The sequence below is a fragment of the Desulfosporosinus sp. I2 genome, assembly GCF_000960765.1.
GTDB lineage: Bacteria > Bacillota > Desulfitobacteriia > Desulfitobacteriales > Desulfitobacteriaceae > Desulfosporosinus.
In genome coordinates this window covers 1-16,814 of the sequence record NZ_JYNH01000102.1, presented here as the reverse complement: position 1 = coordinate 16,814, position 16,814 = coordinate 1, and the positions used below count along the sequence as shown (strand labels likewise).

Here is a 16,814-nt window from a genome sequence, read left to right as displayed (position 1 = left end):
CTGCGAGTACCTGGGCATTAGCTTTCGCTTGTGTTTCTGCTTGCGCCAGAGCCTCTGTAAGTGCCTGAGCATCGGCTTTCGCTTGGGCAAGCTCCTGAGCATCAGCTTTTGCTTGTTTTCCTGCTTCGGTTAGAGCCTCAGTAAGTAACTGAACTTCAGCTCTCGCTTGTTTTTCCGTTTGAGCAAGAGACTCAGCAAACGCCTGGGCATCTGCTTTCGCTTGGGCAAGCTCCTGAGCATCGGCTTTTGCTTGTTTTTCTGCTTCAGCTAGAGCCTCAGTAAGTAACTGGACTTCAGCTCTCGCTTGTTTTTCCGTTTGAGCAAGAGACTCTGCAAACGTCTGGGCATCGGCTTTCGCTTGGGCTTCTGCTTCCGCTAGAGCCTCTGCGAGTACCAGAACTTCAGCTCTCGCTTGTTTTTCCGTTTGAGCTAGAGCCTCAGCAAACGCCTGAGCATCGGCTTTCGCTTGGGCTTCTGCTTGTTCAAGCGCCTCTGTGAGCGCTTGGTTATTGGCTTCTGCTAGGGCTAGATCCTCAGCAAGTACCTGAACTTCAGCTTTCACGCGTGTTTCTTCTTTTATATGTTGTATATCCGAGTTAGTCATAGAAAGAGAAGAAAGATCCACGGGTCTAGAATCAGTGACACCCTCTATGTAAGACACTTCTTTAGCGCTGTCGCTATTGAAATCCTCTTTCTTCTGGGTGGTTTCAGTGGCTTTTAAAATTCCCTCATGTAACATTCTTTCCATGATAACTTGAAACTCCGGAAAGTTTTTAATAACACGAGCGTCGGGAAGCTGTTGTTCCAGGAGTTGTTTAACTCCATCCGTTAAAAATTCTGCTGGGATAGTTGAGCTATCTTTTAATAAAGATGTAAGTTTCATGACGATTTGACAGCCCTTTTGAAATTCTTCATCTGAATCAGCCCCCGTTAAAATGCAGACAGTGAAGATTCTTTCAATGATTTGATTAAGCCATTTTTTAATTTGAGGATTATTATAAAAATAAGTCTCCAAGATTATCCACCTCCAGTTAATACCTTGTAAATAAACTATGCTTGTCAATTAGGAATGAGTACCTAAAAATTAAGCATTAGGTGGTTTATTGGTAGGAGTCCATACCTGTGCTCACAATTCCTATAAATCAGTGGGGCGCCGACAACAAGTCACAGCTCGGAAGCACGTTCCGTTAAATACAAAAAGCCGCCACATTTTTTGTGACAGCTTCGAAACACTAGGGGATTTAGCTATGCATCGCTCGGATTCCTAGCAACTAGCAAGAGTTTCGAGCAGTATTCAATTATTTCTCGTCGCCGAACAATCCCTATGAAAATCTGTTGATCGTCCACGACAGGAACGAAGTTTTGCACCACCGCTCTTGAAATTAGATCCTCTATTTGGGCATCGATCGTTACCGGCAAATTCTGAACATGTTGCTCCACTTCGCTTAGGAAAATATCCTCCGTATTTTGAAAGGTTAAACCCGGTGTATTTTTAAGCTTCCAAAGCAAATCTCCTTCAGTAATCGTCCCAACATATTTCCCCGCACTATTAATGAGAGGGACTGCAGTATAACTGTGATACTCCATCCTCTCCAGAGCCTGACGCATCGTGGCATTTTCTTTAAGATAAATGATGTCCTTTTTAGGTATAAGGAAAAAAGCTACATTCATGATTATTTCGCTCCATTTTAAAATTTTAATTTTGGCAAACCAATTATAACACCTTTAACGCTCCTTGCAATAATTCTTAGATCACAGTTTTTACCATTATAGTGAACAACGCCCATAATGATGAAAAAATGAAGGCGGAGCCCCTTGAGGAAATCGATTAAGTCGTTCGCTCAGGAATCATAAGCTTGTTTTCTTTTAACAACTACATTCGTTCGATAATCTCTCCGCCAAACGGGTATTCCTCTTCGACGTCTTATTATTGCGGACTGCCATACTAATGGCCTTCTTAGTGCCCACTAAAACAAACACTTTCTTTGCCCTGGTCACACAAGTATATAGAAGATTTCTCTGCAGCATCACGTAGTGCTGCATCGTTAAGGGTGCCACGACGATTTGATACTCACTGCCTTGGCTCTTATGGATTGTGGTGGCATAGGCCAAAACGACTTCATCGAGCTCTGTTCCATCATAATCAACCGAATTTCCATCAAAGTTTAGGACCAGGGTTCGTTCTTCAGTGTCGATTTTCGTGATGCATCCAATATCTCCGTTGAAAACGTTCTTATCATAATTATTCTTAATTTGCATGATCTTATCGCCAAGTCGGTAGACGGTGCCGCCATATTTTATCGAAATCGTTGAAGGATTCAGTGCTTCCTGCAAAACTGCATTGAGGTTGACCGCGCCTGTTTCCCCTCGTTGCATGGGGCAGAGCACCTGAATGTCGTTGATCGAGTCGACTTTGTAAAAAGCAGGGAGCCTCCGTGTACAAAGCTCCTTGATCGTTTGGACCACCTGGGTTGGCTCCTCTTCCTCAATGAAAAAGAAGTCGCTGTCTCGGTGTCCTTTCAAGTCTGGAAAGTCTCCTTGATTAATCTTATGCGCGTTGGTGATAATGGCACTGCCTTGGGCCTGGCGAAAGATTCTGGTGAGCTGAACGACCGGGACGATACCGGAGTCTATAATGTCGTTCAGCACATTTCCAGCGCCTACCGAGGGCAGCTGATCAACATCACCCACCAGAATGACCACGGTTTCATTGGCTACTGCTTTTAAGAGGTTGTACATCAGAACAGTATCGACCATCGACGTCTCATCGATGATCAGCACATCACATTCCAAGGGGTAGTCGGCATTCTTCTTGTACCCCTCAGGCGGTTTGTACTCGAGTAAACGGTGAATGGTTTTGGCCTCCAGTCCTGTGGTCTCGGACATTCGTTTAGCCGCTCTGCCTGTGGGTGCTCCAAGTAATACTCGAGCTCCCAGTAATTGAAATACCTTGATAATGGCCAGCGTGGTGGTGGTCTTCCCCGTTCCAGGTCCACCCGTCAGAACCATGAATTTTGAAGCCGCTGCAGTCTTTACTGCGTCCTTTTGCACCTCATCGTAGGAAATGCCCTGTTGCTTTTGGATCATTTCCAAAATACCTGCTACGTCGGTCGCAGGGTAGAGAGTCTCTACGGCAAGAATCGCCTTCATTCGGTTCGCGATTCCCAGTTCGCTGTGATAAAAGGGCAGCAGAAAGATAGCATCCTCACCCTCGTGAATGACGGCCTTTTCCTCGATCATCCGCTCCAGCATTGAGTCAACCCGTGATTTCTCAATCTCGAGGATTTTTTCCGATTCTTCCAGAAGCTGCTCCCTGGTACCATAGCAGTGTCCATCGTTGGAAAGTTCGTTAAGGACATACACAATCCCCGAACGGCAGCGTTCAAAGGAATTTTTCTCAAAACCCATTTGTAAGGCAATTTTATCCGCTGTTTTAAAGCCGATGCCCCAGATGTCATCTGCCAGTCTATAGGGATTGGTCTTCACAATTTCAATGCTGTCATTGCCATAGGTCTTATATATTTTCACCGCAAAGGCCGTGGATACTCCCTTGCTTTGCAAAAAAAGCATGACATTTTTGATTTCCTTTTGCTCTTGCCAGGCTTTTTTGATCATGTCCACGCGCTTTTGACCGATGCCCGCAACGTTGACTAAATAGTCGGCTTCCTCCTCCAACACCCTCAAGGTGTCTTCTTGGAAATGGTCAACAATCCGCTTGGCATACGCTGGCCCGATGCCCTTGATGAGTCCGCTACCCAAGTATTTTTGAATACCTGTAACCGTGGCCGGCAAGGTTTCTCTATAATCCTGCGCCGCAAACTGCTTGCCGAACTTGCTGTCCATCTTCCATTCACCTTTAAGTCGAATGATGGAGCCAACATTTACCGCTGCCAAGCTTCCCACAACTGTTACCAGGTCCGTAAACCCCTTGGTTTTTATCTTAATGACACTGAAGCCATTCTCTGTATTTTCGAAGGTAATTCTCTCGACAACTCCGCTTAGGTATTCCATTTTTTTGCCCCCGCCAATCATCAAGCGCTTTAGGTACTCTCTCATTTAGTTTCATTTTACCACACTTATTTGTCAGTGATTAGAGACTCTAGCATAATCATGCTCTTCTAAAAAAAGGAAGCCACAACTGCTTGTGATTTAAGATCTAAGATGGCCCTTGTCCCAGCAAGTACGATGTGTTACCATAGTGATAGGGAATAACTGGAATAAGAAGGAGGCTAAATCCTTGAGTGAGAGTGCACAGCGTTCAGGCCAATTGTTTACGTACCAAGATTACCTTACATGGCCAGTAAATGAGCGCTGGGAATTACTTAATGGACGGGCTTACAATATGACCCCAGCCCCTTCGCGCAGACATCAGGAAATTTCCGGCCAGCTACTTACTCTTTTTAACAAATCCCAATAGTCATGTCTCTTCCAATGATTTCATAAGCATACAGCACTTAATTCAATGGATGATTGCTTACTGAATTATTTTTATCGGACTTCTCTGTGCAGCTTACTTCGCTGTCACGAATTATATTTTGGGTAAACGGCTGAATTTAGAGTAAAGCAGACCGAACCATGTTTTAGCCTCTTACCATCGATGAAAAAGGTCGGGATTGAAATATCCCGGCCTTTTTCATTTGGGTATCCCTCTTCGAAGTCCTATTATTGCGGACTGCCATACTAACGGCCTTCTTGGAGCCACGAAGTTCAATTGCCGTTTTATAGTATTGCAGGATTTCTCGGAATTACGAAGAATAACTAATAATTAGAATGGTTCAAGTCGATTTTTGGTAATATTTGTTAAAGTTCCTTGATTAAATTCGCACGGGCCTACGAAATGGGGGAAATAGGTTTGATAGCAAGGAAGGGTTATGTTTCATGAAAGCTGCGAGTCGCAACAATTACATCGTATTCATCATCTTAGGTTTAGTATTCTTGCTATTTCACGCTACCCGTGTCGATGCTGCCCCTCCTGAAATAAAAACGATCAGCGTAGTAATGGATGACAATTATCCCCCCTATTCTTTTCGCAATAGTCAGGGTGATTTGCAAGGAATCACGATTGACCAATGGAAACTTTTTGAGGAAAAGACTGGGATAAAAGTGACGATTACCGGGATGACTTGGAATAAAGCATATACGAGTATGATGCAAGGCGACTTCGATGTCATTGATACAATCTCCTATAATGCTGACAGAGCCAAGATCTTTGATTATTCAAAAGCTTATGCAACGATTGATATTCCTATTTTTTTTCAGAAAAATATATCCGGAATTACAGATGTCAATTCTTTGAAGGGGTTTACTGTCGCAGCAAAAAAAGGAGATAACAGTATCAATGTTCTTCATAAAAATGGGATCACCAATATTGAAGAATATGATACGACCGAAGCTGTAATCCAAGCGGCTAAGGACCAGAAGTCCGTAATCTTTGTATTGGGAAAGCCAGCGGCCTTATACTATCTATATAAACTAGGAATTCAAGATAATTTTAATTATTCAGGTTCACCATTATATACCAGCCAATTTTTCAGAGCCATCAAAAAGGGTCATTCAGGGTTTATGCCTGCCATTAATAATGGGTTTGCGCTGATTTCTGAAAGTGAGTATCAGGCCATTGATAAAAAGTGGTTTGGTTTTACGAGTATACCCTTCTATGACGCTCCCATGTTCAGAATAATTATCATCATGGGTGCCGCAGTTTTTCTGGTGGCCTTGTTGTTGTTTATCTGGAATAGGACACTGCAGCGAGTGGTCAAACAAAAAACCAACGAACTTTTGAATTCCCTCAGTGAGAGAAAACAAATAGAAGCAGAAATAAGAGATTTAAATGCTGAACTCGAAAGTAGAGTCCTTGAAAGAACAGCCCAACTGGAGGAACTAAATAGTGAACTTGAGGAAAGCAATGCGCTGCTTGAGGAGGAGATCCTCAAGCGTGAGAACGTTGAGGAAGAGATACGAGCATTGAATGAGGATCTTGAAGATAAGATAAAAATCCGAACGAGTGAGCTCGATGCGCTCAATACTGTATTGGAACGACACAACACTTTGTTACGAGAATCGCAAAGAGTAGCTCTTTTGGGAAGCTATGCTACAGATCTCATTACGAGAAACTGGGAGTGTTCACCAGCGCTTCATGAGATTTTGGGGATTGATGCAACCTATCCGCACACGAAGGAAGGGTGGATGGAGATTGTTCATCCAGATTGGAGGGCCCCACTTTCTAATTATTTTTTGCAGGTTACAAAGGTACATCAGCGCTTTGATTTCGAATATAGAATCATCCGTATTAATGATAGAGAGGAACGCTGGGTACATGAGCTTGGAAAAGTTGAGTTTGATCAAACAGATAACAGGGTTCGTTTGATTGGCATGATTCAGGATGTAACGGATCGTAAACGTACTGAAGAGAAAATAGTCCATTTGAGCTTCCATGATCAACTGACGGGTCTCTATAACCGACGTTTTTTTGAAGAGGAGTTAAAACGACTTGATGTCGCGAGGAATTATCCCTTGACTCTTGTAATGGCCGATGTCAATGGGCTTAAGCTGATAAATGATTCCTTTGGTCATGCCACCGGAGATACACTTCTAAAAAACGTTGCTGAAGTGCTCCGCAAAGGCTGTCGCAGAGATGAAATTATTGCCCGACTAGGTGGGGATGAATTCGTCATCCTGTTACCTAACACGGATGCTGCTGAAACGGAGCAAATTCTTAAACGAATCCAGGCTTTGGCTGTACATGAAAGAGTGGGTTCGATCGAAATATCAATTTCTTTCGGTTATGAAATAAAACGTTACGAGACAGAAGATATTCTGGAACTATTCAAAAAGGCCGAAGATTATATGTACAAGAGAAAACTCTTTGAAGGCCCAAGTATGCGGGGTAAAACCATACAGACGATTATCAATACCCTTCACGAAAAGAACAAACGAGAAGAACAGCACTCACATCGAGTTTCCGCACTCTGTCAAAGTATGGGGGAGGCTCTTGGTTTACCGGAAGGAGAAGTTCAGGAACTAAAAAGCGTCGGCTTACTTCATGATATAGGCAAGATTGCAATCGACGAAAAAATACTTAATAAGCCAGGTAAACTGACCAATGATGAATGGGGAGAAATTAAACGTCATCCTGAAATCGGTTATCGTATTCTGAGTACGGTCAATGGTATGGCAGAAATGGCGGAATACGTGTTGGCTCATCATGAACGATGGGATGGAACAGGCTATCCGAAGGGTCTAAAGGGTGAGAACTTACCCCTTCAACCCAGGATTATTGCCATTGCAGATGCTTATGATGCCATGACGAGCTCACGAAGCTATCGAGAGGCTTTACCCGATGAAGTAGCTATTGCAGAACTTCAGAAAAATGCCGGAATTCAGTTCGACCCAGAATTGGTGAAGATATTCGTTGACAATGTTGTCAACATATCTTCACCAACTTAACAGAAAAATTGACAATCGTCGGCACCTGCAACCTTAACCTTACAAAACAGAGGCAAAACAGAGGGACAGGTTACAAAACAGGCAAAACAGAGGGACAGGTTAGATGTTTTATTACCCCTGTTTAAAACATATAAAACAGAGGGACAGGTTAGATGTTTTATTACCCCTGTTTTACCAAAACACTGAACCTGTCCCCCTGTTTTTCAGATGTTTTATTACCCCTGTTTTACCAAAACACTGAACCTGTCCCCCTGTTTTTCCGGTTGCGAGACTTTCATACATTATTCCTTATATGCATCTCTCAGTAACGCTATTTCTTGAGCATAACCTGAAATATCGTTAGGTGTTTCAAGAAAGAATGGCAGGTGACGAAGTTTGGGGTGATTGATGATTTGAGTGATGGCTTTCAAACCGATTGAACCCTCACCGATTTTGGCATGGCGGTCTTTATGACTGCCCTTCGAGTTCAAACTGTCATTAAGGTGGATCGCATAAAGTCTCTCTAAGCCGATGATCTTATCGAAAGAATCAAGCACGCCGTCTAGATCATTAATAATGTCATAGCCAGCATCATTGATATGACAAGTATCCATGCAAACCCCTATTCTTTCAGATAGAATTACCCCGTCTAAAATCTGCCTGAGTTCTTCGAAAGTGCGACCAACTTCTGTACCTTTACCTGCCATGGTTTCAAGCAATACGGTGGTTGTTTGCTCGGGCTTTAACAGGGTATTAAGCTGAACTATGATCTGATGAATACCGACTTCTGCACCTTGTCCGCCATGGCTGCCAGGGTGGAAGTTATAAAGGTTGTTAGGTAAATACTCCATACGAACCAAATCATCCGCCATAACTTGGATAGCAAACTCTCTTGTTTTCTCCTCAGGTGAGCAAGGGTTAAGGGTATAAGGGGCATGAGCTAAAATCCGAGCAAATTGATTTTCTTTCATAAGCATACGTAATGCCTCGGTATCGTTTGGATCGATTTCCTTCGCTTTACTACCTCTTGGATTGCGGGTGAAGAACTGAAACGTATTCGCGTGGATTTTAAGGGCTTCGTTACCGATAGCCTTAAATCCCTTAGAAATGGATAGATGACAACCTATTTTTAACAACATTATCCTTCTTTCTCTTGTATAATTTCAATTGCCTTATACTTCCCATTCAAGTGCTAAATAACACTGAGATCGGTTACCATGAGGTTACCGATCTCAGTGTTAATCGATACTTTCCTGTTAGTTAAACAGTTCAACTGTCTTTTTAGCGATTCTTTCCCCAAATATTCTTGCCCTTTCTTTCTGGCCTTCATCCCCGTCTTGAATGCATACGGGCCCATAGTGAATAAAAGGCTGTCCATCGGCTACACCAGACGAGTAGACCAACATCCCTTTGACCAACAGCTCTCCAATCATGGCTAACTCTGCTACCTCTGCTCCACCTCCGACATAATTAGCTGTCGCAAAAACGGCCCCAAGTTTTCCACCAAACTTGACTGTTCGCATAGTATCCAGCCATTGTTTTATTTGCCATGAAAAGGTGCCAGAAATCGTTGGGGATCCAAAAATGACTGTTTTGGCCTCGGTAAGAAATTCATTATCGACTTCTTCAATAGACATACATTTCACTTCGATAGTTTCAATTAAGTTCGCACCTTGCGCGATAAGTTCTGCTACCTTTTTGGTATTTCCTGTCTTGCTGTAATAAACGACGGCAATTTTATTAATAAGACATCCCTCCTCTTAATAAGTTTTACACCCTTTAAATGTGTTACCAATACCAATGTGTTACCAAATACTTAAATTACACCCTTAGTTTTAAATTCTGTAATTTGGTCTACACTGAGGCCGAGTTTTTGATAAATCTCTTCGTTATGTTCTCCTTTGCTTGCACCCGTATGTCTGATTGTCCCAGGGGTACGTGAAAACTTGGTTGTCACATTCGGCATGGTTACATGACCAAAATCTTTATCCTCAACCTCGACTAACGATTCACGGAATTTGAAGTGCTCATCCTCGTGAAGTTGATCGATGGTATAAATCGGGCCGACCACGGCGCCAGCCTCCATAAAGATGCTCATTACTTCCTGAATCGAATGATCTTTAATCCAATCACCCACGATTTCGTCAAGTGCCTCGACATTCTGCACACGAGAGGGATTATCACAGAACCTCGGATCTTTAATTAATTCTGGTTGGCCGATGGCCCTGAAAACCTTTTCAGCTATGGGCTGTGCACTGGCCGATAACGCAACCCATTCCCCGTCCTTGGTTATATAGGCATTACGAGGAGCAGCCGAGCTTAACCGATTTCCCATTCTTTGAGGAATTGTCCCTAAAACGCTGTGTTCAACGATACTTGCTTCCATCAGACGCATGAGCGGCTCATATAAACAAATATCAAGAACTTGACCGATACCACTTTTAAGGACATCACGTTCATAAATAGCAATCATGATGGCTAGTGCTGCTTGGACACTGGTTACTCCATCAGCCAATGCATTGGGGGGGAGTGTTGGGGGTCCGTCAGGCCACCCATTCATACCGGCAAAGCCGCTCATTCCTTCGGCCACTGTACCAAATCCCCCACGTTTTGAATAGGGACCTTCTTGCCCAAAACCACTACAACGTAATAGGATAAGACGGGGATTGACCTCACTTAAGACCGTCCAATCAAGTCCCCATTTCTCAAGCGTTCCAGGTCTAAAGTTCTCAATGAGTACGTCGGCTTCCTTGATCAACTGGAGAAAGAGTTTTTTGCCTTCATCGACGCCAAGATTTAACGTGATACATTTTTTATTACGAGCCAGAGTTTTCCAGAAGATACCTATATTATCTTTTACAGCACCAAAACTTCTGCCTGTATCCCCTGTTTTTGGATGTTCAATTTTAACAACCTCTGCACCATAGTCACCTAAATAAGTCGCAGCCCAAGGTGCCGCCATATGAGTAGCACAATCGATAACTTTTAGTCCCCTTAACGGTAAATTATTCATTATTTCACTCACCCTTCTATTTTTACTAAAAGCTCTTCATAGGAACGCATGGGGATCTTGCTATGCATCGCTCGGATGCCAATAAGGTATCAAGAGTTTCGAGCAGTTTTCAATCATTTCTCGCCGCCACACAATGTGAGAGTCAACATAATACTTTCAAGGCAATATTAATGCCTGAAACACTTTTTCATACAGTTACGCCCACTTGTCTTTAAGCGTCCTTATGATCAACATCATATACTATAGAATTCCAGTTATCTATTGCTATTACCATATTTTGTCCCTACATCATTTCTTATTGATTCTTCAAGAAATGTATGGAATTTATAATAATAGACTTTTCTAAATAGTAAGAAGTGCATATTATACATGAACCCGTGCGATTTTCATTTAGAAATCCCAGTACTTCTTCCATTTTTAAACTCCAAATAGTTTTTCGAGTTGATTAATCAACCTAGTATGATGATAATATTGTATAAAGGATTATCATGCAAGTACGATAAATTTTTGTACATAGTACATAAATTCGTACTTTGGAGTGAGCATCTCAATTGCAGTTAAGGCAAGAGTTGTTAAAAATCAAATGCCCTGTGGGTATCACACAAAACATAATAGCCGGTAAATGGAAGTTAGTAATAATATGGACATTAAAAGATGGAGTTTTGCGATTCAATGAATTACTGAGAGCTTTACCCGAAATACGGCAAGGTTATTTAACGCAACAACTGCGGGAGCTAGAACGAGACGGGCTTGTTCATAGAGAAGTTTATAGGGAAGTTCCTCCAAAAGTGGAATACTCGTTAACGGATATGGGGCATAAGTTTTTAAAGGTTATGGATAAGATGTTTGAATGAGGAACAGAATATCTTGAATTTATGCTGCATCATGTTTCAAGAACTAATAATACTTAGGAGGGATCCGAATGCCCCAAATTAAGATGCGCGGAATCGAAACAGAAATAGTCCGTAAATTAAGCAAGAAGCTGATCTACGAACTTGCGGAAATGACACAGTCTCCGAGGGACTACTTCACTCTCGAGGTGATTCACTCAACCTTTGTCATGGATGGAGAGGTTGTCCCTGGTTATCCTTTTGTCGAGATCGCTTGGTTTGACCGTGGACAAGAGATTCAAGACCAAGTGGCTCAAGCCATTAGTGGATTACTCAAGGAAGCTGGCTGCCCTAACGTCGATATTATGTTTACGGTTTTGGAGAAACCGCGCTACTATGAAAATGGAGAGCATTATTAAATAACACAGGTATTGAAGCAGTAGATCTTTATTAATTTTTTAATCCTATTTTAATTTTCATCAAATTCTCCTTGAAGTTTTTTGGGTTAGAATTCATACATACTCAATTGAGCAAAGACAAAAACCAAAGGAGGAAATTTAATGACAACCTTAGAACAAGTTGAGAAACTTTGTGCCATGGCCAATATAAGCTTCGAAGAGGCAAAAACTGCCTTAGACGCGGCAAACGGGGATTTGCTGGAAGCCATTATTTATCTGGAGAAACAGGGAAAGGTAAAAGCACCGACCGGAGGAGGTTATTATAGCAGTGGAAAAACCGCTGACCCACACGCAGGTGCCTACAAAGAAAATTGCTGGGAAAAGCAAAATCACCACTGCCACGGTGGAAAAGGCTTTTTTTCTCTCATGAAGAGAATTGGATCATTTTGCTTAGATATGATCCGCAGGGGCAATGCAAATTCCTTTGAAGTGCTTAAGGACGAGGAAAGCAAAGCATCTGTTCCTGTCACGGTCCTCGCCTTGCTGATGATATTCGCCTTCTGGATTACCATTCCGCTCATCATTGTCGGACTGTTCTTTGGTTTTCGTTATCGCTTCCACGGACCTGATTTATCCGGGAAGACCGTCAATGACGCGATGAATAGCGCGGCGGATGCCGCCGTCAACCTCAAGAAATCCATAAATAACGATTAAAAACTTTTGAAACGGCGGGGCTTTTAATGAGTTCAAAAATACTGATTATTGAGGATGAGGAAAAGATTGCACGATTTGTCGAGCTTGAGCTTGGCTATGAGGGTTATACCACAACAAAGGCCTTTGATGGGAGAACAGGGCTTGAACTCGCCGAAACCGGCGAGTTCGACCTCGTTTTGCTGGATGTCATGCTGCCTCAGTTGAGCGGCATGGAAGTGCTGCGCAGAATTCGCCGAATCTCCTCCGTTCCTATCATAATGCTGACAGCGAGGGACAGCGTGGTGGATAAGGTCTCCGGACTTGACAGCGGAGCGAGCGATTATATCACCAAACCCTTCGCCATAGAAGAGCTTCTCGCCCGGATCCGCACCGCCCTCAGAAAAACCGTGCAGGAGGACGGGGTGTTATCCGCCTCAGGTCTGTTGCTGGACACGAGTCGTCATACGGTTACCGTGATGGGCAAGCCTGTTGAACTGACAAAACGCGAATTTGACCTTCTCCACTATCTGCTCAAGAATAAGGGCTTGGTCATTTCCCGGGAAGCACTACTCGAAAATGTCTGGGGCTATGATTTTACGGGAGAAACCAATGCTGTCGATGTCTACGTGCGTTTTCTGCGGGGAAAAATCGACGAGGTGTTTGATATTAAGCTGATTCATACCGTCAGAGGAGTGGGGTATGTGATTAAGGATGAAAAGTGAGCCGTTAAACAGTCCCGCTAACCGTATCAGCCACAAAATACGTTTTTCCCTGGTATGGAGGCTCAACATCAAACTATTCTTTCGTCTGCTGGGGATTTTTTTGACCCTTGATGTAATTCTGTGTCTGGTGTCTGCGGCAGGACTGATTGTGCACGCTGAACAGACCGTGGCTGCGGTGGCCGAAAGGCTGAATCAGACGGAACTGCCTACCCCAGATGCGGAAAACTGGCTGGAGCTCACCGGATACAGTGTTTCGCTTCAGACGGGAGAACCAAGAGGGTTTCAAATACCCATACCCCAAACCCTAAGGACCCACCTCTCCAAACAGACTGCGTCTGGTAGAAGGAGTATCGACCTGCCGAATTCAGAAGGTTTTAACTCTTGGAGACAATTAGAGGGTGTTACCTACCAAGCGACGATCGATGTTAGCGGGCGTTCGTATCTTATCTCCATCCGCCTTCAGGAGATCCTACAGATAGGTGCAGGGATGTTTGCCTTAGTAATGATTTTAGAGCTTTTAATGCTGTTCAGCAGCATTTTATCAGGTGCAAGAACGATCCGAAGAGCTCTACGACCCATTGAGGAATTAGCTGAAACGGCGCATAACCTAACCATCGGGGGGGGCTTTACACCGGAACAATTGGAAGTTCTGGCCGGCAAGTTAGACGGCATCAATGCCACAAAGCTGGATACGAGAATACCAGTGGACGATACGCAAAGCGAACTGAAAACCCTCGCCTCTGCTATTAACGGGATGCTGGACCGAATCAACGAATCCTACCGTTCCCAGGCGCGCTTTGTGTCCGATGCGTCCCATGAGCTGAGGACGCCGATTTCCGTCATTCAAGGGTATGCCGATCTACTAGATCGCTGGGGGAAGAAGGATGAAAAAACGTTACAGGAATCCATTGATGCCATTAAGGATGAAACAGCCAATATGAAAGGCTTGGTGGAACAGCTTTTATTTCTGGCACGGGGTGACAACAACACCATGGCTCTGCAAATAGAACGTTTTGAACTTTCCGTCCTTGCCGTAGAAGTGCTGCGGGAAACTCAGATGATCGACGGTGGGCACGAATACGATTCGAGTGTTACGCCCGTTATCATTAACGCGGATAAAAGCCTCATCAAACAGGCGACGCGAATCCTGATTGACAATGCCATGAAATATACCCCTCCAGGTAAGCAGATCAAAGTTTCTGTTTCCAGTGCTCACGGCTATGCCCAACTGACCGTACAGGACGAAGGTATTGGTATCCCACCCGATGCTGTTCCGAAGATATTCGACCGTTTCTTCCGGGCCGACGAATCCCGTGCCAGAACCACGGGCGGAACTGGGCTCGGCTTATCCATTGCGAAGTGGATCACAGAGCGGCATGGCGGACACATGGAGGTTTTAAGCAGACAGGATATCGGGACCAGAATTTCAATTATGCTCCCCACCGCGCCCACGGAATAACGGTTATAATAAGAGGTTTAAGGTATCGGATTTGCAAACCGATGCTTTTTTGTCATTTAAAATTTAATTTTTAATAGACATGAAGCAACTTACATGGTATTATTAAGTTGTTAGGTAAAATAAGTAAAAATATCTATCAAGGTTTCCGCTGGTAACTCTCACCAACCCAAATCTTCCTAGGATTTGCTATTTACTGAACATAACCTCGGACAAAGGACCTTGCGGAACCGCCTAATGCGGTTCTTTTATTTTTTTTAATAGACATAGTTAAAACAAAGTAGAGAGGAGTTATTTTATGAGATTACTGATTGTTTCAAACCGACTGCCCCTGAACGGGGTTCAAAAGGATGGTAAACTCACCTTTGAGCAGAGCGCTGGAGGGCTTGTTTCTGGGCTAAGTGCCTATTTAGATTTGCTGAAAAGTACCTCGGCCCAGGACATAGAATATGTCTGGATCGGATGGCCTGGAATCACGGTGCCGGACAAGCTGCAACCGGAAGTAAAGAGCGTCTTAGGCGAGCTCAACGCTTCCCCTGTTTTCTTATCAGAAAAGGCTATGGACAAGTTTTATCTGGGTTTTTGCAATAAGATTATTTGGCCCCTGTTTCACTATTTTCCTTCGAATACAGTCTATGACAAGGATTATTGGCTTCAGTATCAAGAGGTTAATAAGATCTTCAGGGATGTTGTGTTGGAGGAGATCCAGCCTGGGGATGTAATCTGGGTGCACGATTACCACCTTATGCTTCTGCCGGGCCTACTTCGGGAGAAACTCCCCCATACTCCCATCGGCTTTTTCCTGCATATTCCCTTTCCATCCTTTGAGCTTTACCGGCTGCTGCCGTCTTCTTGGGGCCAAGAAATTCTGCACGGGCTCTTAGGTGCCAATCTGATCGGCTTTCACACGCCTGAATATGCCCAGTATTTCTTACGCTCAGTACTAAGAATTATAGGTTATGAACACAAGCTGGGACAAATCCTGTCCCAGGAACATGCCGTTAAAGTGGACGCCTTTCCTATGGGTATTGACTACCAACGCTACCACTCAACCCCTACTGGTTCAGAGTTTTGGCAAAACATGAAGGAACTCGAGCAATTACTTGATGGCTATAAGGCGGTTCTTTCCGTAGACCGCTTAGACTACAGTAAAGGAATCAGTAACCGCCTACAAGGTTACAAGTTGTTTCTAGAGAATAATCCCCAGTGGCGCGAACAAGTGGTTCTGCTCATGATCGTGGTTCCTTCTAGGGTTGGAGTTGAACATTACCAGCGCATGAAACAGAAGATTGATGAACTTGTAGGAGAGATAAACGGTCGCTTCGGCACGTTTAACTGGACCCCGATTATTTACCAATATAAGTTCTTGCCGCTTGACTCTCTGCTGGCCATGTACCGACAAAGTGACGTCGCTTTAATTACTCCCCTAAGAGATGGGATGAACTTAATTGCCAAAGAATATATTGCTGCGCGCACGGATCAAACAGGTGTGCTCATCCTGAGCGAAATGGCCGGTGCCGCCAGAGAACTGGGAGAGGCCCTGATCATTAATCCCAACAATCTGGAAGCCATTGCTGAGGCTTTGCAACAAGCTTTAGTAATGCCTGAGACAGAACAGAAAAAGCGCAACCAAGTCATGCAACAAAGGCTGAAAGGCTACGATGTGGTGCGCTGGTCAGGTGATTTTATTCAGGAATTGTTGCAGGTGCAGAAAGGACAATCTCAGACCCTCCCCCTGGGTCAACATAAAGTGACCTTACATTCTGCTTTCCACCGGGCCAACAGACGCTTGCTACTGCTTGACTATGACGGAACTCTGGTTCCGTTTACAGACAGCCCTGACCAAGCCAAGCCTGATCAGGAACTTCTGGATCTTCTGAAGATTTTAACGGACACGAATACAGAAATCGTTATTATAAGTGGCAGGGACAGAACGACCCTTCAAACTTGGCTGGGCTTCTTAAATATTACCCTAGTGGCTGAACATGGAGCCTGGCTCAAACGACGGGGAGAGCAGTGGCGATTGAGCAAACCTCTAGTCAACTCATGGAAACGTCAGCTCATGCCGATGCTCGAAATGTATGCCGACAGACTCCCTGGTTCATTTATCGAAGAGAAAGAATTCTCTCTGGCTTGGCACTTCCGTCAAGCTAATCCGGAGCTAAGCTCCGCCTGTGCTCGTGAACTCATGGACGAGTTAGTGGCTTTCACCTCTAATGTCGATATTCATATACTACAAGGCAATAAAGTAATTGAAGTTAGGAACTCGGAGGTGAC

13 protein-coding genes and 1 pseudogene are annotated in these 16,814 nt (G+C 43.9%); 8 read left to right on the top strand and 6 right to left on the bottom strand.

Going from position 1 to position 16,814, the window contains the following annotated elements; genetic code table 11:
* The 3 genes and pseudogenes from UF75_RS26470 to UF75_RS18460 form a co-directional block, all read right to left on the bottom strand.
* A pseudogene (locus tag UF75_RS26470) lies at positions 1 to 1,015 on the bottom strand (hypothetical protein); the annotation flags it as partial.
* Positions 1,016 to 1,245: 230 nt separating this feature from the next.
* Entirely contained in the window at positions 1,246 to 1,671 is a 426-nt protein-coding gene (locus UF75_RS18465) for a CBS domain-containing protein (protein ID WP_045576045.1), read from the bottom strand.
* A 195-nt stretch (positions 1,672 to 1,866) separates the two neighbouring features.
* Positions 1,867 to 4,011 (bottom strand): ATP-dependent RecD-like DNA helicase, encoded by a 2,145-nt coding sequence (locus UF75_RS18460; RefSeq protein WP_045576044.1) that lies wholly within the window; start codon positions 4,009 to 4,011, stop codon positions 1,867 to 1,869.
* A gap of 226 nt (positions 4,012 to 4,237) precedes the next feature.
* Between UF75_RS18460 and UF75_RS18455 the strand changes: the two genes are divergently transcribed.
* Together UF75_RS18455 and UF75_RS27435 are read left to right on the top strand one after the other, a co-directional pair.
* Entirely contained in the window at positions 4,238 to 4,417 is a 180-nt protein-coding gene (locus UF75_RS18455) for a Uma2 family endonuclease (RefSeq protein ID WP_045576043.1), read from the top strand.
* Between the two features lie 461 nt (positions 4,418 to 4,878).
* Complete coding sequence (locus UF75_RS27435; RefSeq protein WP_082075224.1) at positions 4,879 to 7,446, top strand: HD domain-containing phosphohydrolase; 2,568 nt, start codon at positions 4,879 to 4,881, stop codon at positions 7,444 to 7,446.
* Between the two features lie 281 nt (positions 7,447 to 7,727).
* Here the strand turns inward: UF75_RS27435 and UF75_RS18445 are convergent, their stop codons facing one another.
* The 3 genes from UF75_RS18445 to UF75_RS18435 all read right to left on the bottom strand — a co-directional run bounded on the left by UF75_RS18445 (position 7,728) and on the right by UF75_RS18435 (position 10,438).
* Positions 7,728 to 8,561, bottom strand: a complete 834-nt coding sequence (locus UF75_RS18445; RefSeq protein WP_045576042.1) for a deoxyribonuclease IV — start codon at positions 8,559 to 8,561, stop codon at positions 7,728 to 7,730.
* Positions 8,562 to 8,681: 120 nt separating this feature from the next.
* On the bottom strand, positions 8,682 to 9,161 hold the full coding sequence (locus tag UF75_RS18440; RefSeq protein WP_348983076.1) for a flavodoxin domain-containing protein: 480 nt from the start codon (positions 9,159 to 9,161) through the stop codon (positions 8,682 to 8,684).
* A gap of 80 nt (positions 9,162 to 9,241) precedes the next feature.
* A complete protein-coding gene (locus UF75_RS18435; protein WP_045576040.1) occupies positions 9,242 to 10,438 on the bottom strand; it encodes a CoA transferase in 1,197 nt (398 codons plus the stop codon).
* Positions 10,439 to 11,007: 569 nt separating this feature from the next.
* Between UF75_RS18435 and UF75_RS18430 the strand changes: the two genes are divergently transcribed.
* The 6 genes from UF75_RS18430 to UF75_RS18405 all read left to right on the top strand — a co-directional run.
* A complete protein-coding gene (locus tag UF75_RS18430) occupies positions 11,008 to 11,292 on the top strand; it encodes a helix-turn-helix domain-containing protein (RefSeq protein ID WP_242860322.1) in 285 nt (94 codons plus the stop codon).
* Positions 11,293 to 11,360: 68 nt separating this feature from the next.
* A complete protein-coding gene (locus UF75_RS18425; protein ID WP_045576038.1) occupies positions 11,361 to 11,687 on the top strand; it encodes a DUF1904 domain-containing protein in 327 nt (108 codons plus the stop codon).
* Positions 11,688 to 11,828: 141 nt separating this feature from the next.
* Positions 11,829 to 12,380 (top strand): hypothetical protein, encoded by a 552-nt coding sequence (locus UF75_RS18420; protein ID WP_045576037.1) that lies wholly within the window; start codon positions 11,829 to 11,831, stop codon positions 12,378 to 12,380.
* 26 nt (positions 12,381 to 12,406) lie between these two features.
* A complete protein-coding gene (locus UF75_RS18415; RefSeq protein ID WP_045576036.1) occupies positions 12,407 to 13,081 on the top strand; it encodes a response regulator transcription factor in 675 nt (224 codons plus the stop codon).
* Positions 13,071 to 14,540, top strand: coding sequence for a HAMP domain-containing sensor histidine kinase (locus UF75_RS18410; RefSeq protein WP_045576035.1), 1,470 nt, complete (start codon positions 13,071 to 13,073; stop codon positions 14,538 to 14,540). The genes UF75_RS18415 and UF75_RS18410 overlap by 11 nt, the downstream gene beginning before the upstream one ends.
* A gap of 295 nt (positions 14,541 to 14,835) precedes the next feature.
* A partial coding sequence (locus UF75_RS18405; protein WP_045576034.1) for a bifunctional alpha,alpha-trehalose-phosphate synthase (UDP-forming)/trehalose-phosphatase occupies positions 14,836 to 16,814 on the top strand: 1,979 nt, incomplete at its 3' end.